General features: G+C 71.8%; 19 protein-coding genes. 8 read left to right on the top strand and 11 right to left on the bottom strand.

Annotated features, from left to right (window positions below; genetic code table 11):
* The first annotated feature begins 24 nt into the window (after positions 1-24).
* Positions 25-1476, top strand: coding sequence for an NCS2 family permease (locus tag ACFYW8_RS10240; RefSeq protein ID WP_365871500.1), 1452 nt, complete (start codon positions 25-27; stop codon positions 1474-1476).
* Between the two features lie 52 nt (positions 1477-1528).
* Here ACFYW8_RS10240 and ACFYW8_RS10235 read toward each other — a convergent pair whose 3' ends face one another.
* Complete coding sequence (locus tag ACFYW8_RS10235; protein WP_261701844.1) at positions 1529-1711, bottom strand: BrnA antitoxin family protein; 183 nt, start codon at positions 1709-1711, stop codon at positions 1529-1531.
* A gap of 144 nt (positions 1712-1855) precedes the next feature.
* On the opposite strand from ACFYW8_RS10235, the gene ACFYW8_RS10230 reads away from it, so the two are divergent.
* The 4 genes from ACFYW8_RS10230 (at position 1856) to thpR (ending at position 5118) form a co-directional block, all read left to right on the top strand.
* The gene (locus ACFYW8_RS10230; RefSeq protein WP_362392952.1) at positions 1856-2293 is read left to right on the top strand and encodes a MarR family transcriptional regulator; all 438 of its coding nucleotides are present in this window, start codon (positions 1856-1858) and stop codon (positions 2291-2293) included.
* 305 nt (positions 2294-2598) lie between these two features.
* Positions 2599-3876: an MFS transporter gene (locus ACFYW8_RS10225; RefSeq protein ID WP_365871783.1), complete on the top strand. Its 1278-nt coding sequence runs from the start codon at positions 2599-2601 to the stop codon at positions 3874-3876.
* Between the two features lie 283 nt (positions 3877-4159).
* Entirely contained in the window at positions 4160-4381 is a 222-nt protein-coding gene (locus ACFYW8_RS10220; RefSeq protein ID WP_389070134.1) for a hypothetical protein, read from the top strand.
* A 146-nt stretch (positions 4382-4527) separates the two neighbouring features.
* Complete coding sequence (gene thpR, locus ACFYW8_RS10215; RefSeq protein WP_389070129.1) at positions 4528-5118, top strand: RNA 2',3'-cyclic phosphodiesterase; 591 nt, start codon at positions 4528-4530, stop codon at positions 5116-5118.
* 236 nt (positions 5119-5354) lie between these two features.
* On the opposite strand, the gene ACFYW8_RS10210 is transcribed toward thpR, so the two are convergent.
* Together ACFYW8_RS10210 and ACFYW8_RS10205 are read right to left on the bottom strand one after the other, a co-directional pair.
* The gene (locus ACFYW8_RS10210) at positions 5355-6347 is read right to left on the bottom strand and encodes an aldo/keto reductase (protein ID WP_365871509.1); all 993 of its coding nucleotides are present in this window, start codon (positions 6345-6347) and stop codon (positions 5355-5357) included.
* Between the two features lie 136 nt (positions 6348-6483).
* The gene (locus tag ACFYW8_RS10205) at positions 6484-7167 is read right to left on the bottom strand and encodes an SGNH/GDSL hydrolase family protein (RefSeq protein WP_365871785.1); all 684 of its coding nucleotides are present in this window, start codon (positions 7165-7167) and stop codon (positions 6484-6486) included.
* 176 nt (positions 7168-7343) lie between these two features.
* Here ACFYW8_RS10205 and ACFYW8_RS10200 point away from each other — a divergent pair, with 176 nt between their 5' ends.
* The gene (locus ACFYW8_RS10200) at positions 7344-8348 is read left to right on the top strand and encodes a WD40 repeat domain-containing protein (protein WP_389070119.1); all 1005 of its coding nucleotides are present in this window, start codon (positions 7344-7346) and stop codon (positions 8346-8348) included.
* 76 nt (positions 8349-8424) lie between these two features.
* Here ACFYW8_RS10200 and serC read toward each other — a convergent pair whose 3' ends face one another.
* From serC to ACFYW8_RS10165, 7 genes are all read right to left on the bottom strand, one after another.
* A complete protein-coding gene (gene serC, locus ACFYW8_RS10195) occupies positions 8425-9543 on the bottom strand; it encodes a phosphoserine transaminase (RefSeq protein WP_389070114.1) in 1119 nt (372 codons plus the stop codon).
* A gap of 243 nt (positions 9544-9786) precedes the next feature.
* Positions 9787-11010, bottom strand: a complete 1224-nt coding sequence (locus tag ACFYW8_RS10190) for a cytochrome P450 (protein WP_389070109.1) — start codon at positions 11008-11010, stop codon at positions 9787-9789.
* Between the two features lie 105 nt (positions 11011-11115).
* On the bottom strand, positions 11116-12336 hold the full coding sequence (locus tag ACFYW8_RS10185; protein ID WP_389070104.1) for a cytochrome P450: 1221 nt from the start codon (positions 12334-12336) through the stop codon (positions 11116-11118).
* Positions 12333-12971, bottom strand: coding sequence for an ATP/GTP-binding protein (locus ACFYW8_RS10180; RefSeq protein ID WP_389070099.1), 639 nt, complete (start codon positions 12969-12971; stop codon positions 12333-12335). The genes ACFYW8_RS10185 and ACFYW8_RS10180 overlap by 4 nt, the downstream gene beginning before the upstream one ends.
* Positions 12952-13308, bottom strand: coding sequence for a DUF742 domain-containing protein (locus tag ACFYW8_RS10175; RefSeq protein ID WP_365871516.1), 357 nt, complete (start codon positions 13306-13308; stop codon positions 12952-12954). Before ACFYW8_RS10175 ends, ACFYW8_RS10180 begins: the two co-directional genes overlap by 20 nt.
* Complete coding sequence (locus ACFYW8_RS10170; RefSeq protein WP_365871518.1) at positions 13305-13712, bottom strand: roadblock/LC7 domain-containing protein; 408 nt, start codon at positions 13710-13712, stop codon at positions 13305-13307. Before ACFYW8_RS10170 ends, ACFYW8_RS10175 begins: the two co-directional genes overlap by 4 nt.
* Positions 13709-15658 carry an ATP-binding protein gene (locus ACFYW8_RS10165; RefSeq protein ID WP_389070090.1) on the bottom strand — a complete coding sequence of 650 codons (1950 nt, stop codon included), beginning with the start codon at positions 15656-15658 and terminating at the stop codon, positions 13709-13711. The genes ACFYW8_RS10170 and ACFYW8_RS10165 overlap by 4 nt, the downstream gene beginning before the upstream one ends.
* Before the next feature lie 473 nt (positions 15659-16131).
* Between ACFYW8_RS10165 and ACFYW8_RS10160 the strand changes: the two genes are divergently transcribed.
* Both ACFYW8_RS10160 and ACFYW8_RS10155 read left to right on the top strand, forming a co-directional pair.
* Positions 16132-19116, top strand: coding sequence for an FAD-binding and (Fe-S)-binding domain-containing protein (locus ACFYW8_RS10160; RefSeq protein ID WP_389071122.1), 2985 nt, complete (start codon positions 16132-16134; stop codon positions 19114-19116).
* 195 nt (positions 19117-19311) lie between these two features.
* A complete protein-coding gene (locus ACFYW8_RS10155) occupies positions 19312-20286 on the top strand; it encodes a DMT family transporter (protein WP_389070086.1) in 975 nt (324 codons plus the stop codon).
* Positions 20287-20475: 189 nt separating this feature from the next.
* Here the strand turns inward: ACFYW8_RS10155 and ACFYW8_RS10150 are convergent, their stop codons facing one another.
* A complete protein-coding gene (locus ACFYW8_RS10150; RefSeq protein ID WP_389070082.1) occupies positions 20476-22476 on the bottom strand; it encodes a glycosyltransferase family 2 protein in 2001 nt (666 codons plus the stop codon).
* Positions 22477-22654 lie beyond the last annotated feature (178 nt).

Genomic DNA, 22654 nt, shown 5'->3' with positions numbered 1-22654 from the left:
CCCCCTGCACGTTTGAGGACCCGCATGTCCACCTCGGCCGCCACCAAGGCCCCCGCCCCGCAGGAGCCGGAGTCCCGGCCCACGCAGAGCGCCCTCGACCGCTACTTCAAGATCTCCGAGCGGGGCTCCAGCCTCCCGCGCGAGATCCGCGGCGGCTTCGCCACCTTCTTCGCGATGGCCTACATCATCGTGCTGAACCCGATCATCCTGGGCAGCGCGAAGGACATGTACGGGCACCACCTCGACAACGGGCAGCTCGTCACCGCTACCGCGCTGACCGCGGCCTTCACCACGCTCCTCATGGGCGTCATCGGCAACGTGCCGATCGCGCTGGCGGCGGGCCTCGGCGTGAACACGGTCGTCGCCCTCCAGCTCGCGCCGCGGATGTCCTGGCCGGACGCCATGGGCATGGTGGTCCTCGCCGGCTTCATCGTGATGCTCCTGGTCGCCACCGGTCTGCGCGAGCGCGTCATGAACGCGGTGCCGCTCGGCCTGCGCAAGGGCATCGCGATCGGCATCGGCCTGTTCATCATGCTGATCGGCCTGGTCGACTCCGGCTTCGTCACCCGCATCCCGGACATCGCCCAGACGACGGTCCCGCTCCAGCTCGGCACCGACGGCCACCTGCACGGCTGGCCGGTCCTGGTCTTCGTCCTCGGCACCCTGCTCACCCTCGCGCTGATCGTGCGCAAGGTGCCCGGCGCGATCCTCATCTCGATCGTCACCATGACGGTCGCCTCGGTGATCATCAATGCCGTCACCACCATCCCGTCCTGGGGCCTGACCACCCCGAAGTGGCCCGGCAACCCGGTCGCCAGCCCGGACTTCGGGCTCATCGGCCAGTTCAGCCTCTTCGGCGGCTTCGGCAAGGTCGGCGTGCTGACCGGCATCCTCTTCGTCTTCACCGTGCTGCTGTCGTGCTTCTTCGACGCGATGGGCACGATCATGGGCATCAGCGACGAGGCCAAGCTGACGGACGCGCAGGGCAACATGCCCGGCATCAACAAGGTCCTCTTCGTCGACGGCATCGCCGTCGCCGCGGGCGGCGCCAGCTCCTCCTCCGCCACCACCTGCTTCGTGGAGTCCACGGCCGGTGTCGGCGAGGGTGCCCGCACGGGCTTCGCGAACGTGGTCACCGGCGCGCTCTTCGCCGTCGCCCTCTTCCTGACCCCCGTCGCCACGATGGTCCCGTCCCAGGCCGCCACCCCCGCGCTGATCGCGGTCGGCTTCCTGATCATGTCCCACTCGGTCAAGGAGATCGACTGGGCGGACTACACGATCGCCATCCCGGCCTTCGTGACGATGATGATGATGCCGTTCACCTACTCGATCACGAACGGCATCGGGATGGGCTTCATCACCTTCGTCGTGCTGCGCCTGGCGGCGGGCCGCGGCCGTGACATCCCGGTCGCCATGTACGTGGTGTCGGCGGTGTTCACCTTCTACTACCTCATGCCGGCCCTCGGCCTGACCTGAGCGGCGTCGGTCGTGCGGGGCCTCACGTGACCTCGCCTTACGTGACCACGCCTCACGTGACCCCGTAGAACTTCTCCGTCTCCTCGACCGCGGTCTGGAACCGCTCGTCGAAGTCGTCGCGAATGAGCGTCCGGACCACATAGTCCTGGACGCTCATTCCGCGTTTCGCGGCATGTTGTCGGAGCCGGTCGAGCAGCTCCCCGTCCATACGCAGGCTGAGCACGCTGGTCCCCATGGAGTCGAGGGTCGCCGCTTCCCGGCCGGAATCGGGTCACTTTCCGGAGCAATCTCACTCATATGAGTGATCCCGAGGATGGATGGCGCGTTTCACGGGCACCCCATTGTTCTTTAGCGAGAGTAATGAGTTACGCTAAAGAACATGCCTGACCTCACCCATGGCGACGACGAGGCCGCCGTGAACGCCTTGCGCTCCGCAGTGATGCGGTTGTCGCGTCGACTCAAGCACCAGCGGGTCGACGAGTCGCTGAGCCCCACCGAGATGTCGGTGCTCGGCACCCTCGCCCGCTGCGGCAGCGCCACGCCCGGCGAGCTCGCCCGCAAGGAACACGTACAGCCGCCGTCGATGACCCGTATCGTCGCGCTGCTCGAAGCCAAGGGGCTCGTCAGGCTGGAGCCGCACCCCGATGACCGGCGCCAGAAGGTCGTGACGCAGACCGACAAGGCGGAGGCGATGCTCGAAGAGAGCCGCCGCAAGCGGAACGCGTTCCTGGCCGGACTGGTCGAGGCCCTCGACGAGGACGAATGGGCCAAGCTCCGCGAAGCCGCCCCCGTTCTGGAAAAGCTCGCGCACATCTGACCGACGGCGGTCCTCCTTCGCTCCCCGATCCCGATCTCGGTCCGGATCACCGGTCACGATTGTGATCGCCGGTCTCGGTCCGGATCACTGATCTCGGTCCAGATCGGCGGTCTCGGTCCGGATCGCTGATCTCGGTCCGGATCGCCGGTCTTGGAGCGATGGAGGGTCCGCCCCTCCCCGCAAGCGCCGACGCCCCCCATGACGCCGACGTCCACGATCGCAATGGAGGAGCCCTTTTGAGTACGGGATCCGGAGCACACTCCGCCCCCGCACCAGCCACCCACGACTCCCCCCGTTCCTCCTCGATGTTCAGCTCGCTGAGGATCCGGAACTACCGTCTGTTCTTCCTGGGCCAGGTCGTCTCCAACACCGGCACCTGGATGCAGCGCATCGCCCAGGACTGGCTGGTGCTGAGCCTGACCGGCTCCTCCGCCGCGGTCGGTATCACCACCGCGCTCCAGTTCCTGCCGATGCTGCTCTTCGGGCTGTACGGCGGTGTCCTCGTCGACCGGCTCCCCAAGCGCCCCACGCTGCTGGTGACCCAGACGGCGATGGCCCTCACCGGCCTCGCGCTCGCCTTCCTCACCCTCTCCGGCCACGTCCAGGTCTGGCACGTCTATCTCGCCGCCTTCGCCGTCGGTATGGCCACCGTCGTCGACAACCCCGCACGCCAGTCCTTCGTCTCCGAGATGGTCGGCCCCGGCCAGCTGCAGAACGCGGTCAGCCTCAACTCGGCCAACTTCCAGTCCGCGCGGCTGGTCGGCCCCGCCGTCGCGGGCCTGCTGATCACCGGCGTCGGCACCGGCTGGGCCTTCCTCCTGAACGGCCTGTCGTTCGTGGCCCCCATGGCGGGACTGCTGCTGATGCGCGCCCGTGAACTGCACGTCGTCGAGCGGGCACCACGCGCCAAGGGACAGCTCCGCGAAGGCCTCCACTACGTCGCGGGCCGCCCCGAACTGATCTGGCCGATCGTCCTCGTCGGCTTCATCGGCACCTTCGGCTTCAACTTCCCCGTCTGGCTGTCGGCGTACGCGGACGACATCTTCCACTCGGGCGCGGGGGCCTACAGCCTCTTCAACACGCTGATGGCGATCGGCTCACTCGCCGGCGCGCTGCTCGCCGCCCGGCGGGGCACGGCCCGGCTGCGCGTACTGATCGCGGCGGCGGTGGCCTTCGGCGCGCTGGAGGTGGTGGCGGCCATGGCCCCCACGCTCTGGCTGTTCGCGCTTCTGATGGTTCCGATCGGCGTCTTCGGGCTGACGGTGAACGTCACCGCGAACACCTCGGTCCAGATGGCCACCGACCCGGCCATGCGCGGCCGCGTCATGGCGCTGTTCATGATGGTCTTCGTGGGCGGCACACCGCTGGGCGCGCCGCTGATCGGCTGGGTCACCGACGTCTACGGGCCCCGGCTGGGCTTCGCGCTCGGCGGACTGGTCTCGATGGCCGCGGCGACGACGATCGGTCTGGTCCTGGTCCGCCTCGGCGGCCTGCGCGTCTCCCTGGGCTGGCACCACGGCCGGCCCCGGATCCGCTTCGTCCCGCGCGCGCGGAGCGAGGAGCGACTGGCCACCACGGTGTGACCAGGCGGTTCGGAGGCGGTCGGTCCGCTCAGGCGGCCGGCCGCCTCACGTGTGCGGAGCCGTGCCTGGCGGAGGCGCAGTGGCGGGTCGTCGGGCCGGGCCGCCTCACGCGCTCGGAGCCGGGCGTTCGAGGACGCCGTTCCCCGCCGCAGGGCAACGGGTCGCCTGTCCGTGTGCTGTCCCCCTCACAAGGCCCCCGACTCACAGGGGACCCCAAGTGGTGGCCTGGTCGAGGAGCCGACGGTGGACGAGCCGGACGACCGGCTCGGTGGGACCGGAGCGGGTGACGACGAGCTTCACCGACGCCGAGGAGCACCAGGGTGGCCTGGGTGACGCGGCGCCATGGCTGGTCGAGAGCCGGCTCGCCGAGCGCGGCGCGCGTCTGAGGACCGGCGCCCCCTGGTCCGACACCGTGATCGTCGACGGCAACCTGATCACGGGCCAGAACCCGCAGTCCAGCGTCACCACCGCCGAGCAGGTCCTCACCGCGCTCAAGGACGCCTGACCTTCCCTGACGACGGGCGGGAACACGGCGCCGTCCGGCCCTCCGCGGTGGCCCGCCGGCCGCGGCGGGTCGGCTGAGCCGGCCGTCTCGTCCGGTGTCTCGTCCGGTGCCGTGTGCTGGTCGCCGTTCCCTGGAAGGCTGGCCCCATGAGACTCTTCGCGGCGGTACTGCCCCCTGTCGACGTGGTGCGTGAACTCGCCCCGGAAGTGGACGCGTTGCAGCGGATGCCGGGAGCCGACGCGCTGCGCTGGACGGGCCGCCCCGGCTGGCACTTCACCCTCGCGTTCTACGGGGAGGTGGCTGAGGACACCGTCCCGGACCTCGCGGAACGGCTGCTGCGGGCCGCCCACCGCACCGCCCCGTTCCCGCTGTCCCTGCGCGGCGGCGGGCACTTCGGCGGGCGCGCCCTGTGGGTGGGGGCGGCGGGGGACCTGGAGACCATGCGGCTGCTGGCCGACCGGGCGGATGCCGCGGGCCGCAAGGCGGGCGTCGAGATGGAGGAGCACCGCCGTTACCGGCCGCATCTGACGGTGGCCCGCAGCCGCGACTCCGCGGACTTCAAGCCCTACGCCGCCGCCCTGGACACCTTCGCGGGCAAGCCCTGGACGGTGGGTGAGCTGTGTCTCGTCCGCAGCAACCTGCCGGTGTCGGGAGTGCCCGGTGAGCAGCCCCGATACGAGACGGTGGTCAGCCGGCCGCTGGGGGCGGGCGACGGGCCGGGCCGGGCGGCCGGTTAACCTCGACGACGTGAACCCGAAGACCCGTAACCGGATCATGGCCGGTGTGCTCGTGCTGATGTTCATCGTCGTGGCCGCGGCGGCGGCGGTCAGGTAACGACCGCCACCGCCGGACACCGCCGGCGGTCGGACAGGGACCGTCACCGCCGGATGCCGGATGCCGGATGCCGGATGCCGGATGCCGGATGGCGGTCGGACGGCGACCGTCACCGCCGGTAGCCGGGCGCGTGGGCCGACTACCAGGCGAACGCCTCGGGGGACGGCCCCGGGCCCGGGAAGATCTCGTCGAGGCCCTCCAGGACCTCCTCCGACAACTCCAGCTCCACCGCGCGCAGCGCCGACTCCAGCTGCTCCGCGGTGCGCGGGCCCACGATGGGGCCGGTGACGCCGGGACGGGTCAGCAGCCAGGCCAGGGCGGCCTCTCCGGGCTCCAGGCCATGCTTCTCCAGCAGATCCTCGTACGACTGGATCTGGGCGCGTACGGCCGTGTTGGCGAGGGCGTCGGCGGACCGGCCGCTCGCCCGTCGGCCGCCCTGGACCTCCTTCTTGATCACACCGCCCAGCAGCCCGCCGTGCAGCGGCGACCAGGGGATGACGCCGAGCCCGTACTCCTGGGCGGCCGGGATGACCTCCATCTCGGCGCGGCGCTCGGCGAGGTTGTAGAGGCACTGCTCGCTGACCAGGCCGATGGTGCCGCCGCGGCGCGCGGCGATCTCGTTGGCCTGGGCGATCTTGTAGCCGGGGAAGTTGCTGGACCCCACGTAGAGGATCTTCCCCTGCCGCACCAGGACGTCGATCGCCTGCCAGATCTCGTCGAACGGCGTCGACCGGTCGACGTGGTGGAACTGGTAGACGTCGATGTGGTCGGTCTGCAGGCGCTTCAGGCTCGCGTCGACCGCCCGCCGGATGTTCAGGGCGGAGAGCTTGTCCTGGTTGGGCCACGGAGCGCCCTCGGCGCCCATGTTCCCGTACACCTTGGTCGCGAGAACCGTCCGCTCACGCCGGTCGCCGCCCTGCGCGAACCAGTTCCCGATGATCGATTCCGTACGGCCCTTGTTCTCGCCCCAGCCGTACACGTTCGCCGTGTCGAAATAGTTGATTCCGGCGTCCAGCGCCGCGTCCATGATGGCGTGGCTGTCGGCCTCGTCGGTCTGCGGCCCGAAGTTCATCGTGCCGAGGACGAGCCGGCTGACCTTGAGCCCCGTGCGTCCGAGCTGTGTGTACTCCATGACTCACCAGCCAACGGCGTGGAGTGCGCTCTATGCAAGAGCGGGCCGGGGTATGCCGCGGAAGCCGGGCGGGCTCCCGCACCGACGCCCGGGGTGCGGGCCCGCGCGCACGGTGACCGGGCGACGCCCCTCCGGCTCAGGCCGGTTGGGGCGTGTACGGCTCGCCCAGGTCCCACGCCTGGTACATCGCCTCCGCGAAACCCTCCGCGATCTTGTGCTCGCCGCTCGCGTTCGGGTGGGTGCCGTCGTACGTGTCGAAGGTGATGTCGTACGAGGGCGGCGGGGACGCGAGCAGCAGCGGGGAGCGCGGCTCGTCGAGGTCGGCGACCGTCTTGGCGAGCAGCTCGTTGAAGGCGGCGACCTCGGCGGCGAACGGGGCGTCGGAGTCGGCGCGGACGTTCGGTATCACCGGGAGCAGGACCATGCGGACACGCGGGTTCGCGGCGCGGGCCTCCGAGACGAAGGAAAGGGCGTTGTCGGCGGTCTGGACGGCGTTCGTGTAGAAGCCGAGGTCGATGAGGCCGAGGGAGACCAGTAGGACGTCGGCGCGCTGGGCGCGGACCGCCTCGCGGATCAGCGGGGCCATGTGCAGCCAGCCCTCGCCCCAGCCGGCCAGGTGGGCGCGGGGGAACTCCGGGTCCGCGTACTCGTACGAGTCGGGGGACTCCGTCGCCTTGTCGTAGAGCGTCTCGCGCGGGCCGACGATCTTGAACGGGCCCCGGTACGTCGCGCGCAGGTGCTGCCACATCCGGTAACGCCATGTGTGTTCGCCCGCGCTACCGATCGTCATGGAGTCGCCGACGGGCATGAACCTGAGCATCCGCTCATCATGGACGATCGGTCCGGGTGCCATGAGCCGTGACGGTGTGAAGCTGGACACGCTGTCGCGGGGCCGCCGTCGTCACCGGCGGTGGCGGCGGCCGCCGGAGCCGGGGGTGTGCGTTCGGGTGGGTGCGGCCGACCTCGACGGGCCGGTGGGATGGCAGGCTTGGGGCCATGCGCCGATCGCCCTCGTTCGTGTCCGGAGCCGCCGCCGGAGCCATTGCCGGAGCCGCCCTCGCCGTCGCCCTGGCGGCGCCCGCTCTCGCCGACGGCGGGGACGGGGGGTTCACCATCAAGGATCCCAGGATCAAGGAGTCCAGCGGCCTCGCCGCCTCGCGCATCCACCCGGGCGTCTACTGGACCCACAACGACAGCGACGACGGGCCCTATCTGTACGCCGTCGACAGCAGGACCGGCCGGACCGTCGCCACGATCACCATGAGCGGGGTCGGCAAGCCCCGCGACGTCGAGGCGATCTCCATCGGCCCCGACGGCGATCTCTACGCCGGCGACATCGGCGACAACCTCGGCGGCAAGTGGGACCACGTGTGGATCTACAAGCTCCCCGAGCCCAAGGTGCTCAAGGACCAGACGATCCGTGCCACCCAGTACGTCGTGAAGTACTCCGACGGCCCCCGCAACGCGGAGGCGCTGATGGTGCATCCCAAGACGGGCCGCGTCTACATCGCCGACAAGAACGAGGACGGCGGCCACCTCTACGAGGGTCCCGCCCAGCTCTCCGCCACCGGCACCAACATCTTCAAGCCCGTCGCCACCGTCGACCTCTGGGTCACCGACGGCGCCTTCTCCCCCGACGGCCGCCAGCTCGCCGTGCGCGGCTATTTCGGCGGTATCGCCTACTCCTGGAACGACGGCCGGATCAAGAAGACGGGCCGCCTGAACGTCCCCCTCCAGGGCCAGGGCGAGTCCATCACCTACACGCCCGACGGATCGAAGCTCATGTACGGCAGCGAGGGCGCGGACAGCCCCGTACAGCCCGAGGACGCGCCCGGTACCGGCGGCTCCGACTCCAAGTCGCCCTCCACGAGCGGCGGTTCCGCCGCCGCAGGGAACGGGAGCGGCGGCGGAATCGGCGGCGGGGTCAAGATCGGCGCCATCGCGGTCGCCGCTCTCCTCGCGGCGGTGTTCGGCCTCAAGAGGCTGCTGCGCCGCGACTGACGATCGCCTCCACGAGTCGAGGGGCGCCCCGCACGTTCGCGCGTGCCGGACGCCCCTCGACTCTTGGACGGAAGGACTACAGCTTCTCGATCACGTAGTCGACGCACCGCGTCAGCGCCTCGACGTCCGCCGGGTCGATCGCCGGGAACATGGCGACGCGCAGCTGGTTGCGGCCGAGCTTGCGGTAGGGCTCGGTGTCGACGATGCCGTTGGCGCGCAGGACCTTGGCGACGGCGGCTGCGTCGATCTCGTCGGCGAAGTCGATCGTGCCGATGACCTGCGAGCGCTTGGCCGCGTCGGTCACGAACGGGGTGGCGTACTTGCTGTCCTCGGCCCAGCGGTACAGGCGGGTCGAGGAGTCCTTCGTCCGGGCCGCCGACCAGGCGAGGCCGCCCTGGCCGTTGATCCACTCCAGCTGCTCGTTGAGCAGGAAGAGAGTGGCGAGGGCCGGGGTGTTGTACGTCTGGTTCTTGCGGGAGTTGTCGATCGCCGTGGGCAGCGAGAAGAACTCCGGGATGTGCCGGCCGGAGGCGTGGATCCGCTCGGCGCGCTCGATCGCCGCCGGGGAGAACACGCCGATCCACAGGCCGCCGTCGGAGGCGAAGGACTTCTGGGGGGCGAAGTAGTAGACGTCCGTCTCGGCGATGTCGACGGGCAGGCCGCCCGCGCCGGAGGTGGCGTCCACCAGGACGAGGGAGCCCTCGTCGGCGCCCGCGACCCGCTTGATCGGGGCGGCGACGCCGGTCGAGGTCTCGTTGTGGGTGAAGGCGTAGACGTCGACGCCCGCTTCGGCGACCGGCTCGGGGTGCGTGCCCGGGTCGGAGGAGACCACGGTGGGCTCGGCGAGCCACGGGGCGAGCTTGGCCGCCTTCGCGAACTTGGAGGAGAACTCGCCGAACGTGAGGTGCTGCGACTTGTTCTCGATCAGGCCGTGCGTCGCGACGTCCCAGAACGCGGTGGAGCCGCCGTTGCCGAGGACGACCTCGTATCCGTCGGGCAGGGAGAACAGCTCGCGCACGCCCTCGCGCACCTTGCCGACCAGGTTCTTGACCGGGGCCTGGCGGTGGGATGTGCCGAGCAGGGAGCTACCGGTCGCGGCCAGCGCGTCCAGTGCCTCCGTCCGCACCTTGGAGGGGCCGGCGCCGAATCGTCCGTCGGCGGGCTTGAGGTCAGCGGGGATCTGGATATCAGCCACGCGGGGGAGCCTAGCCGTTCCGGGAAACCTCGGCGAAACGTCGTCCGTCGGCTGAGACGGGGCGCGTTGACGCGGGTTGACGGCAGCCGTCGCCGGAGGGGCCGGGGCGGGCCCCTCCGGCGAGCTGTCGCTCCGTCAGCTCGCCTCGTCCGGCGATCAGCCGCACGGGTGGCTCACGGGTGCTCACGGGCGGTTTACGGGTGCCTTACGGGTGGATCACGGGCGGCCTACGGGCGGCTCACCTCATTCGGCGGTCAGCCGGACCGGCAGCTCGAACAGGTCGTTCTGCGTCACCACCGGCTTGTTGCGGAGCTCCGACACCGGGACGGCCAGGTCCAGGGACGGGAAGCGCTCGTACAGGGCGGGCAGGGCGACGGCCGCTTCCAGGCGCGACAGGGCCGCTCCGGGGCAGACGTGGGGTCCGTGGCCGAACGAGATGTGCCGGTTCTGGCCGGTGCGGCTGATGTCGAACTCGCCCGCGGTGGGACCGTGGGCGTTCTCGTCGCGGCCGATCGCGCCGTACGACACGATGAGCGCGTCGCCCGCCGGGATCACCTTGTCGCCGACCGGGACGTCCTCCGTCGCGAAACGGATGAGGACGTGGGAGGTCGGGGTGGAGTACCGCAGGGTCTCCTCGACGACCGCGGACCAGTCGGCCTCGCCGGACAGGACGAGCGCGCGCTGGTCGGGGTGGGCGGAGAGGTTGACGACCGCGTTGACGATCAGGGAGATCGTCGTCTCGTGGCCCGCCGCCACCATCAGCTGGAGGGTGGAGACGATCTCCGCGTCGGTGAGGTGGTCGCCGTCCTCGGAGGCCAGGATCAGCGCGCTGGTCAGGTCGTCGCCCGGCTCGGCGCGCTTCGCCGCCACCGTCTCCGCCATGATCCCGGCCAGCTCGGTGAGGGTCGCGATGACCTCGGCGGGCGGGGTCTGCGTCGAGAAGAACTTCTCGAACAGCTCCTTCAGGCGCGGCAGGCGGGACTCCTCGATGCCCATGAGGTCGGCGATGACGTACATGGGCAGCGGGTAGGCGAAGTCGGCCTTCAGGTCGACGACATCCCCGGTGAGGTTGTCGAGCAGACTCTCCGTCAGCTTCGCGATGCGCTCCCGCATCTGCTCCACCCTGCGCGGGGTCAGCGCCTGGGCCACGAGGGTGCGCATCCGCCGGTGGTCCGCGCCGTCCACGGTGAGCATGGAGCGGCCGGGGTTGGCGAGTCCGATCAGCGGCCAGTCGGGGGCGATCTCGCCGCGCTGCCAGGCGCCCCAGACGTTGATGTCCTTCACCAGGCGGGGGTCCGTGAGCAGGGCGCGCGCCTCGGCGTGGTGGGTGACCGCCCACACCGGCACACCGCCGGGCAGTTCGACGGGCGCGAGCGGCCCCGCTGCGCGCAGCGCGGCGCTCTCGCCGTCCAGGTCGGTGACGAAGGGGTCCAGGACCATGCGGGTCTCTTCGGTACCGGTGGTCATGCGGGCGTGCCTCCAAGGGCTGGGGTGGGGGTATTGCGGCTTCCCGGGGCAGGGGACAGCCCCGGGCCCCGGCCGAACCGTGGGCCGACCGGGCGCGACGGTGTCTCAGAGGACAGGCACGGGCGTGAAACGTACGGGCAGTTCGCTCAGGCCCGGCAGCCACGGCGAGGGGCGCCGGGCCAGCGACTCGGCGGGTACGGCCAGGTCGATGTCCGGCAGCCGGTCGAGCACGACCTCGATCCCGGTCCGCGCGATGACCTCGGCGATCTCCTGCGCCGGGAACGGGCAGCGGTGCTCCCCGTGGCCGAAGGAGAAGTGGGCGTTGTTGCCCCCGGTGAGCGCGGAACTGTCGGTGCGGACCTGGGGGTCGGAGTTGGCGCCCTGGAGGCCGAGCAGCAGCAGGTCGCCGGAGCGGATGCGGCGGCCGCCCAGCTGGGTGTCGCGGGCGGCCCAGCGACCTGCGACGTTCTGGGTGGGGGTGTCCTCCCAGAGCACCTCGTTCATGGCCTCGGGGACACTGTGCCGGCCGCCGAACAGCGAGGCCGCGAACCGCTCGTCGGTGAGCATCAGGCGCAAGGAGTTGCCGATCCAGTCGGCGGTCGGCTGGTGGCCGGCGGCCATCATGACCATCAGGTCCTGGACGATCTCCTCGTCGGTGAAGCCCGCGGTGTTCGCGAGCATCCGCGAGACCACGTCCTCGGCCGGGCGCTCCTTGCGGTCGGCGATCAACCGGGCCATGGAGGAGGCGAGATGCTGCTGTCCGGCCAGCGCGCCCTCGCGCCCGTTGACCATGTCGTTCAGGGCGGTCACCAGGCCCGGACCCTGCTCGTCGGCGAAGCCGTAGAGCGTCGCGAGGACCCGTACGGGCAGCAGGGCCGCGTAGTCGCCGACGAGGTCCGTCTCGCCCTTGGAGCAGACCGCGTCGATCAGCTCGTCGGCGAACTTCTCGGCCTGGGAGCGCAGTTCGAAGGGGTCCACGGCTTCGAGGGCGTCGCTGATCATCGCGGCGCGCTCGCGGTGGCGCTCGCCCACGGTGTACAGGATGGAGGGCTGCCTGCGGCCGATCATCGGCAGCAGCGGCCAGTCGTCGGGGATGCGGTCCCACTGGCTCCACAGCTCCGAGTCCCGGCTGAACAGCTGGGGATCGCCCGTCACTTGGTGCAGTTCGCGGTAGCCCAGGACCAGCCACGCCGGGATGTCGCCGTCGAGGACGACCGGCACGACCGAACCGTGGGCGCGCCGCATCTCCCGGTACAGCTCGGCGGGTTCGGTCTGGAACCGTGGCCCGCCGAGGGGGACGGGCGCGGATGCGGTGGTGGGGGTCACAGCGCCAACTCCGGGGATTGAAGGGCGCCTTCCGCGGCTGCGGCGCCGTGACGGGCGTAGCGGGACTGGAGGTGCTCCACCAGCGTGATCAGTACTCGCTTGCTGGACTCCCGGGAGCGGGCGTCGCAGTCGAGCAGCGGAACGTGCGGGTCGAGGTCGAGGGCCTCGCGGATCTGCGCGGGGGTGTGCGGGGGTCCGCCGAAGTCGTTGCAGGCCACGATGAACGGCGTGCCGTGGTGCTCCAGCCGGTCGATGGCGTACCAGGAGTCGTCGATACGCCGGGTGTCGACCAGGACGATCGCTCCGAGCGTTCCGGAGAACAGCCGGTCCCACAGGAACCAGAACCGCTCCTGCCCGGGTGCGCCGAACAGGTACAGGATGTTGTGCGTGTCCAGCGTGATGCGTCCGAAGTCGAAGGCGACGGTGGTCGCGGACTTGCCGCGCACCTCGCTGATGTCGTCGACGGCCTCGCCGGCCTGCGTCATCGTCTCCTCGGTGTTGAGGGGACGGATCTCGCTGACCGAGCGGACCATGGTCGTCTTGCCGACACCGAAGCCGCCCACGATCACGATCTTGAGGCCGTTGTCGGCCGACGCGGACAGGGGCGCACGGGCGTCAGAGGTTACGGAGTCCAACGAGCACCTGCTCCAGGATGTCGGGATCGGGAAGACCGGAAGGAACAGTGGTGTGCGGATGACGGGCGCTGACGCGGCCCGTGGAGAGCAGGTCGGAGAGCAGGACGCGGGTGATCGACACCGGCAGCCTCAGCTCCGCCGCGATCTCCACGACCGCCGTCGGCCGTTCGCACAACCGCAGGATCGCGGCGTGTTCGGACTGCATGCCCGCCGTCGGATCGCACTCGGCGACCACCAGGGTCACCAGGTCGAAGGGGGTGTCGGGACCGGACCGGCTGCGCCCTCCGGTGAGGGTGTACAGCCGGTCGGGCGCGTCGTCCCTGCCAGGACGGCTCATGACGACCGGGGCGGTGAGGTCAGGTGCTCGCCGAGTTGTTCCACGAGTTCGCTCATGTTGTGCCCGACCAGTCCGGCGTCGGCTTCCTCGGAGGTGACGACGGCGAGATGCGCGCCGTCACCGGCCTCCACGATGAACAGCACCCCTCCGTAGAACTCGGCCATGGCCGAGCGCACGCCCCCGCTGCCGTCGCCGAACTCCACGGACGCCCCGTGGGACAGCGACTGGATGCCTGCGGCGATGGCGGCGAGCTGGTCGGCCTGGTCGACCGACAGCTCCGGAGTGCGGCACAGCTTCAGGCCGTCGCGGGAGAGCACGAGTGCGTGCCGGGCGCCCGGGGTGCGCTCAAGGAGGCCCTCGATGAGCCAGGTGAGCTTCTCGTCGGCGGTGATGGTGCCGGTCATGGGGTGGTGTCGCCTTCCGGGAGCGAGTGCGCGGTGGGGGTGGTGGAAGTGGTGGAAGCGGCGTGAGGGGCAACCTGTCCGACGCCTTCGTCGCCGGCGTCGTCCCCGGCCCGTACGGGATACGCGTCCGGGACACGGTCCTCGGCTCGTACGCGGTCCTCGGGGTGCGGGCGGTTCTCGGCCTCTCCGCGGTCCTCGCGTCGTGCGGGGTCCTCGGGCCGCACACGTTCCTCCGCCTGTGGGGGATCTTCGGCCGCTACGGGTTCGGGGGAGTCCGGCGCCGTGCCGCGTACCGCCTGGCGGAAGGTGCCGAAGCGGGCGGCCGACCGGGACTTCGGGTCGTCGCCGGTACGGGGTTCCGCGGTGGCCGGGGGCGTGGCGTGCGAGCGGCTGCGCTCGGCGTGGGCGAGGGTGCGTCCGCGGCGGCGCTTGGGAAGGCCGCCGGTGGACACGGGACCCTGCTCGTGCCTGGGTGAGTCGTGGGTCGGGACGGGGTCCGGGTCGAGGTCGCCGGCCGCGTGGGCGGCGGCGTACGACACGGGGGACGCGGGGGACTCCCGGGGCGACCGGGACTCCTGTGAGCCCTGCGAGCCGTGTGAGATCCGGGGCTCCGACGATTCCTGGCCGTCCGGGGACCGTGGCGCGGAGGTGCGGCCGTCGACCGCTCTCGGGGCCGACGCGGCGGGCTCGGGCCGGGCCGGCAGCGGGGTCGTGCCGTGCGGGGCGTTCGCCGGCGTGAGGAGGTCCTGCGGGATCAGGACGAGAACGCCGGTGCCGCCGCGGGCGGAGGGCCGGAAGGACACCTTCAGGCCGTACTTGCCGGCCAGCCGGCCGACCACCGCGAGGCCGAGGCGGGTGCCGGTGAGTCCGCCGAGATCGGACGCGTTGACGATGCCCCCGGTGACGGCGCGTTCGGCGCGCCGCAGCTGGACGTCGCCCATCACCAGTCCGCTGTCCTCGACGGAGACGATGACACCCGCCGGGACCTCCTCGACGTACACATGCACTTCGGCGGTGGGCGGCGAGAACTTGGCGGCGTTGTCGAGGAGTTCGGCGAGCACGTGCATGACGCCCTCGGCGGCGTGTCCGGCGACGGCGGCCTCGCTGGCGGAGTGGACGCGCACGCGCTGGTAGCCGCCGATGCGGCCCATGGCGCCGCGCAGGATCGACTCCATGACGATCGGGCGGGCCCAGCGGCGACCCGAGCGCGCACTGGTCAGGACGGCGACGGAGTCGGCCAGGCGGCCCGCCTGCGCGGTGCGGTGGTCGAGGTGGAGGAGGTCCGCGAGGACGTCCTCGTCGGAGTGCTTCTCCTCCATGGCCCGCAGGTCGGCGAGCATGCCGGTGGACAGCGCCTGCATGCGTGCGGCCGCGTTGGCGGTCGCCGAGACCGCGGAGGTCCGGTTGCTGTCGGCCTTCCGGGCACGCTCGGAGAGTTCGGCGTTGATCTCCGAGAGTTCGGCGTTGCGCTCGGTGAGCCGGGCGCGGTCGCCGATGAGCAGTTCCCGCTCCTCGGCGAACTCCTCCGCGAGACGGGCGTGTTCGCGTGCGGCGGTCTCGGTCAGCCGGATCCGTTCCTTGGCCGCGGCCTCGGCCGCGCGGGCACGGTCCCGGGCGGCCTCGTCGGCGATCCGGGCCCGTTCCTGGCCGAACTCCTCGGTCAGCCGGGCGCGTTCCTGCATGAGCCGGCCGACGTCCTTGGTCACGTCGTCGAGGCGACGGAGTATCAGGCGCCTGGTCTGTACGGCGCGGGCGGCCACCGTGACGGCCGCGCACAGCAGCACCGCGGCGGCGCCCGTGCCCCAGGCCAGGGGTGTGCGGGCCGGTTCGGGCGCCAACAGGACGGCGGCCACCACCGCGACCGCGGCCGGGACGGCGGCGGCCAGCGTCGCTTGCGCCGTGGCGCGCAGGGTGGGTCGTTCGCCGGACGGCAGGGGCGGGGTCATCAATCGGTCCTCGGTCGTGTTCTTGGGGGGAGAACGTGTCCTCGGTCGTGTCCTCGGTCGGTCCTGGGCGAGAAGCGACACCTGGTGCTCAACTCGCGGTCACTATATGAGAGTTCGTGATTCGATTGGGGAAGCTTCGGGAAGCGGTTTCATGCCCGACTCGGCATATCGGGGCCTTTCGGGTGCGCGGCCGGGCGGCAGGCACCGGTGCCCGGCCGCATGCTGGAGACATGACGGATCTGGGTGGAGGGCCGGAGGGACGGCCGGAGGGACGGCCGGAACAGCCGGAGGGACGTCCTGGGAGGCGAACCCGGGGGCGCCCCGCCGGACCGCTCGGCGGACCACTCGGGGACGTGCCGCAGAGGCCGCCCGAAACGGCGCCGGAAGAGCTCGCCGAGGAGCTGCGGTCCGAGCTGGCGGGAGCCGTGCGCGGAGAGGTCTCCTTCGACGCGACGGCACGGGCGCTGACCACCATGGACGCCTCCAACTACCGGCGCGTACCGCTCGGTGTGGTGGCCCCGCGGGACGCCGACGACGTGCGCGCGGCCCTCGCCGTGTGCCGCGCCCACGGGGTTCCGGTCGTGGCGCGCGGCGGCGGCACCTCGATCGCCGGCCAGGCCACCGGCACCGGCGTGGTCCTGGACTTCACCCGCCACATGAACCGGATCGTCGCGCTCGACCCGGAGGCCCGTACCGCCGTCGTCCAGCCGGGTGTCGTCCTCGACCGTCTGCAGGAGGCCGCCGCCCCGCACGGCCTGCGCTTCGGCCCCGACCCCTCCACCCACAGCCGCTGCACCCTCGGCGGAATGATCGGCAACAACTCCTGCGGATCCCACTCGGTCGCCTGGGGCACCACGGCGGACAGCGTGCGGGAACTGTCGGTCGTCGGCGCCGACGGGGACACGCGCCGCCTCGGCCGGGACTGGCAGGGCGCCCCGGACGGCCTGCGGGCCCTGGTCGAGAGCGAGTTGGCGCTGCTGCGGACCGGCTTCCCGGACCTCCCACGACGGATCTCCGGATACGCCCTCGACGCGCTCCTGCCCGAGCGGGGCGCGGACGTGGCCCGCGCCTTCTGCGGCTCCGAGGGCACCTGGGGCATCCTCACCGAGGCGGTCGTACGACTGGTCGAGGCGCCCCGCGCGCGGGCGCTGGCCGTCCTCGCCTACCCCGACGAGAGCGCCGCGGCGGACGCCGCCGCCGGTCTGCTGCCGCTGGGGCCGCTGACCGTGGAGGGGATGGCCGCCGATCTCGTGCCCGCGAACGCGGGGCTGCCGCGCGGCGGGGCCTGGCTGTTCGTGGAGACGGGCGGCGGATCGCCGGCCGAGGCACGCGCGCACGCCGACACGATCGTGCGGGCGGCGGACGTACAGGACGCCATGGTGGTCACCGACCAGGCGGGGCAGCGGGCGCTGTGGCGGCTGCGGGAGGACGCGAGCGGCACGGCGACCCGGATTCCGGACGCCGGGAGCGGTCCACCGCACGGCCCGGGCCGCGGGCTCGGCGGCGAGGCCTGGCCCGGCTGGGAGGACTGCGCGGTGCCGCCCGCCCGGCTCGGCGCCTACCTGCGGGACTTCCGCGCCCTGCTCGCGGCCCACGGCCTGCGCGGAACGCCGTACGGGCACTTCGGCGACGGCTGCATCCACGTCCGGATCGACTTCGACCTGATCTCCACAGCGGGCGTCGCCCGCTTCCGGCGCTTCTCCGAGGAGGCCGCCCACCTCGTCGTCTCGCACGGCGGCTCCCTGTCCGGCGAGCACGGCGACGGGCAGGCGCGCGCGGAACTGCTGCCGGCGATGTACGGCGCCGAGATGGTCGGCCTCTTCGAACGGGCCAAGGATCTCTGGGACCCGGACGGCCTGCTCAACCCCGGCATGCTCGTCCGCCCGAACCGGCTGGACGAGAACCTGCGGTTCGCGGTCCTGCCGCACCGTCCGGTGGACGTGGAGTTCGGCTATCCGGCGGACGGCGGCGACTTCTCGGCCGCGGTGCGCCGCTGCGTGGGCGTCGCCAAATGCCGTACGGCATCGGTGCCGGGCGGCGCGGACGTCATGTGTCCCTCCTTCCGGGCGACCGGCGAGGAGGAGCACTCCACGCGCGGGCGGGCCCGGCTGCTGCACGAGATGCTCGCCGGAGAGATCGTCACCGACGGATGGCGCTCGACGGAGGTCCGCGACGCGCTGGACCTGTGCCTGTCGTGCAAGGGATGCAGGTCCGACTGCCCGGTCGGCGTCGACATGGCCACGTACAAGGCGGAGTTCCTGCACCACCACTACGCGGGCCGCCGCCGCCCCGCCGCGCACTACGCCCTGGGGCGGCTGCCCTTCTGGCTCTCGGCGGTGACCCGCACCCGCTCGGCACGGCTCGTCAACTCCCTCGCTTCCCTGCGTCCGTTGGCCGCTCTCGCCAAGCACGCGGCCGGGATCGCCCCCGAACGGGAGATCCCGCGGCTGGCGCGGGAGACGTTCAGCCAGTGGTGGTCGGCCCGATTCCGGAACCGGGTGCGGGCGTACGTGCGCCAGAAGCGGCGGACCGGGGCGGACGGTCCCGGTGGGACGGGCGGTCCCGGCGGAACGGGCGGCGGGAGCGGGGAGCGGCGGGACGCGGACGAACTGTTCCCCGGCTTCGGCGGGAGGACGGTCCTCCTGTGGCCCGACACCTTCACCGAACACCTGGAACCCGCCGTAGGACGCGCGGCCGTAAGGGTCCTGGAGGCCGCGGGACTGGCCGTGCTGCTGCCCCCGAGGACGGTGATGCGGCACGGGCCCATCGGCGACGGCGTCACCCGGGGCCCCCTCCGCCTCGGCACACTGCTGCCGCGCCGCCGCCACCGCGTCTGCTGCGGGCTGACGTACGTCTCGACCGGCCAGCTCGACCGTGCCCGCACCGTGCTCCGCCGCACCCTCGACCTCATGGAGCCCTACCTCGCCATGGACGACGTCCCGGTCGTCGTCCTGGAGCCGAGCTGCGCCGCCGCGCTGCGCACGGACCTCCCCGAGCTGCTGCGCGACGACCCGCGCGCGGCGCGGCTGGCGGCGGCCGTGGTGACCTTCGCGGAGGCCCTGGAACGGTATGCGCCGGGTTGGACCCCGCCACGGCTGGACCGGCCGGCCGTCGGCCAGACGCACTGCCACCAGCACGCGGTCCTCGGCGACGCGGCCGAACGCAGGCTGCGTGACGCGGCGGGCCTGACCGGCGCCCTCGCCGGTGGCTGCTGCGGACTCGCGGGCGACTTCGGCTTCGGGAAGGGCCACGAGGAGGTGTCGAGGGCCTGCGCGGAGGAACAGCTCCTCCCGGCGGTACGGGCGGCCGACGACACCGCGGTGATCCTCGCCGACGGTTTCTCCTGCCGCACCCAGCTGGCCCAGCTGGCCGACCGGCGGGGCCGCCACCTGGCGGAGGTACTGGCCGAGGCGCTGGGGGACGGCCCGCGGGGCGGCGGGTCCGCGGGACGGGCGTGAGCACGCAGGCGATTCCACCGGCCCGAGTCCTTCGAGGAGCGGTTCGCATGACCTGCCGCCGCGGGCGGTCGACCGTGACCGGGGAGGCCGGTCGGACAGCACCGTAAGAGCTTTACGCACCTGGTCGAGTCCATTACTCTGGACCGGCAAGTGCAGTAAGATGGACGAATTCGAGTCGATCCCCTGGAAGGCCCCGTGAACCCCCCCAGCGTCGCCCCGTCCTCTCCGGCCTCGGCCGCCCCCGCCCTGGCACCCGTGCCCGCGGCCGGCGTGCCCACAGCGGGTGGTCCCGGTCGGCGCCGCGCCCTCGGGCCCGTGGGCCTGGTTCTCGCCGGAGGCGTCTCGGTGCAGTTCGGCGGGGCTCTCGCGGTGAGCCTGATGCCCAGGGCGGGCGCCCTCGGCGTGGTGACGCTGCGCCTGCTGGTGGCCGCGATCGTGCTGCTGGTGGTCTGTCGGCCCAAGGTGCGAGGGCACTCGCGCGCCGACTGGAACACCGTGGTCGTTTTCGGCCTCGCCATGGCCGCGATGAACGGACTCTTCTACCAGTCGGTCGCCCGCATCCCGCTCGGCCCGGCCGTCACACTCGAAGTGCTCGGCCCGCTCGCCCTCTCCGTCCTCGCCTCCCGCCGCGCCCTCAACGCGGTCTGGGCGGCCCTCGCCCTCGGCGGGGTCTTCCTGCTCGGCGGCGGAGGCTTCAGCAGCCTCGACCCCGCGGGTGTCGCCTTCGCCCTGGGCGCGGGGGCCATGTGGGCGGCGTACATCATCTTCAGCGCGCGTACGGGCAGACGCTTCCCCCAGGCGGACGGGCTCGCCCTGGCCATGGCGGTCGCGGCGGTGGCGTTCCTGCCGCTCGGGATCGTCGAGTCGGGCTCGAAGCTCCTCGTTCCGACGACGGTCGCCCTGGGCGCGGCGGTGGCCGTGCTCTCCTCGGTGCTGCCCTACACCCTCGAACTCGTGGCCCTGCGCCGCCTCCCGGCCTCCACGTTCGCCATCCTCATGAGCCTGGAACCGGCCGTGGCCGCCATCGCCGGATTCCTCGTCCTCGACCAGACGCTTTCCCTCGTCCAGTCCCTCGCCATCGCCCTGGTCGTCGCGGCGAGCATGGGAGCGGTGCGCACCCAGGTGGGACGGAGAAGGGGCAAGGGGCCGGGCGCCGACCGGCCGTCCTGAACCGACGCCCGGGGACACCGGAAACGGCGATGCCGCAGCGGGGCCGACGCCTCCAGCCCGCCGCCAGTACGCAGCAGGGCCGACGGCGATGCCGCCGCCAGTACGCAGCCGGGCCGACGGCCGTGGCTCGCCCGGGCCGCGACCGTCGGCCGGTTCAGGCACTTCCGCCAGGTACTTCCGGCCCCGGCGCTAGCCCCGCGCCCTCCGCGCAACCCCCCGCAGCTTCCGCGCCACGACCCTCGGCACGTCCACCGCGTGGATCTCCATCACCAGCGTTGTCTCCGACGCCTCCTTCACCGGACGGGCGGCGTAGGGGCGGGCGATGTGGAACCAGCGGGTGCGGCCCAGGCCCGTGAGGTGGGGGACGGCGGCGACAGGCGAGGGGGAGGGGCCGGGCAGGTGCAGGGTCACCGTCCAGCGCCCCGGGCGCAGGCCCTTGACCGGGAGCTCCGCCGTGAACCTCCCGGCGGTCCGGTCGAGCGACGCCGGCACCTCGCGGCGGTCGCCCGCGCCGTTCTCCACATGTAAACGCGGCGCCCCGATGTCCTGAGCGTCCTCACCGGCCAGCGTGCCGGCCACCACCAGCGTGCCCTTTCGCGACCTGTGCCACGACGTCCCGGTCACCTGGCAGGGGGTGTCGTCGCGCGGTACCTCCTGGCCGACATCGAGAGAGAGGTTGCCCCATTTGGTCACGTACGGGGTGACGGTGGTGGGATTGCCCGAGGTCGTTGTCATGATCCACTGGGCAGGTGTCCCCTCGGCCTCGGGTTGTTTCAACCGGACCGTACGGCTGACCCCCTGGGCCCGTACGTCGAGGAAGAGGTTCCACCGGCCGCGGCCCAGCGGGGCGCCGGACGCCGCCGTGGACAGGTCGATGTCGGCGACGAAGCCCGCGTCCGCGTAGCGCGCGTCGTCCGGGAGCCCGGCGACGGCGCGCACCTGCGCGGGGACGCGGACCTCCGGGTGGTTCGCGTCGTAGCAGCGCAGCACCAGTTCGGTGGCCACGTCCAAGGAGGCGACGTTCTCGATGTAGGCGTGGCCGGTCAGCCGCAGTACGCCGTCCTCCTGTCTGTCCGCCGACTCGATCCGGTGGCGCACCGGCAGCCGGCCGGTGACGTCGAACGCGCTGTCCGGCACCCCCACCGCCGTGTCGCGGAAGAGCGGATGCTCCCAGTAGACCCGGCCCCCGTCGACGACGTGACCGCGCCCGGCGTCCTCCTTGGCGTTGCGGATGACCGTCATCACTTCATCGAACCGGTCGGCCCGCAGCAGGTGCAGCAGCAGCCGGTCGCGCGGCGCGAGCTTCTCGATGACCGGGTCGGTGACCCAGTTCTCCACCCAGTCGCGGATCTCCGGGTAGATGTGCTCGCGGATCTCCTCTTCGCTCTCCCGGAGCAGCAGCCACCAAAGCGGGCCGCACAGTTCCCATTCGACATGCCGACGCATGATCTGGTCGCGCCGCGGCCCCGGCTCCAGATAGCGGGCCACCGTCTCGAAGCACAGCCGGGTGCCCTGCATCCGGTGGCTCAGGTTCTGCGCGGTGAGGGTGAGGTTGTTTCCGTTCGCGCGGTCGCGGTGGTAATAGCAGTCGTAGTCCGCGACAACGGATACACCATTCGCGTTGAGGTACGCGGCGGCGGTGAACGGCTTGTCCTCGGTGTTGCGGAACGGTGGGAAGCGCAGCTCCAGCCGTTCCAGCAGCGAACGGCGGAAGAGCTTCCAGCAGCCGAGGGTCGAGTATGCGGCCGAGGAGAATATGTCCGTACGCGGCTGGGAGTTCTTGAAGACCGCGGTGGGCACGGCCCGGCCGCCCACCGAGACCATTTTGCCCAGCACGATGTCGGTGTTGTTCTCGTCGGCCATGGCCACCATGCGGCGCAGCGCGTCAGGGCCCAGGTAGTCGTCGGAGTCGAGGAAGAAGACGTAGTCACCGCGGGCGACGTCGAGGGCGACGTTGCGCGGGACGGCCGCGGTGCCCGAGTTCGCCTGGTGGATGACACGCAGTGAGGGGTACAGAGCGGCGAGCCGGTCGAGCTCTTTGCCGGTGCCGTCGGTCGATCCGTCGTTCACAGCGATGATCTCGAGCCGGTCCGGGCCGATGGTCTGCTCGATCGCCGAAGTGATGCAGTCGGTGAGCTCGGGCATGGCGTTGTAGGCGGGGACGATCACGCTGACTCGGAGTTGGTGCATTGATTTCCTCGGGAACTCGGCGACGATGGCACGTACTCGTTGCCACCCGGGCGGTGCCGCCGTCCAATGCCCAGTTTCCGGCTGCGCCGGGCTTCTGGGCGCGGCCGCTTCTGGGCGGCCGCTTCGGGGTGACGTATGCGAAAGGGTTCGTTGAGTACGGAGGCTTAGATGTCCGAGA

Source organism: Streptomyces sp. NPDC002742 (genome assembly GCF_042888885.1).
Taxonomy (GTDB): domain Bacteria; phylum Actinomycetota; class Actinomycetes; order Streptomycetales; family Streptomycetaceae; genus Streptomyces.
This window is presented reverse-complemented; position numbering and strand designations above follow the sequence as displayed.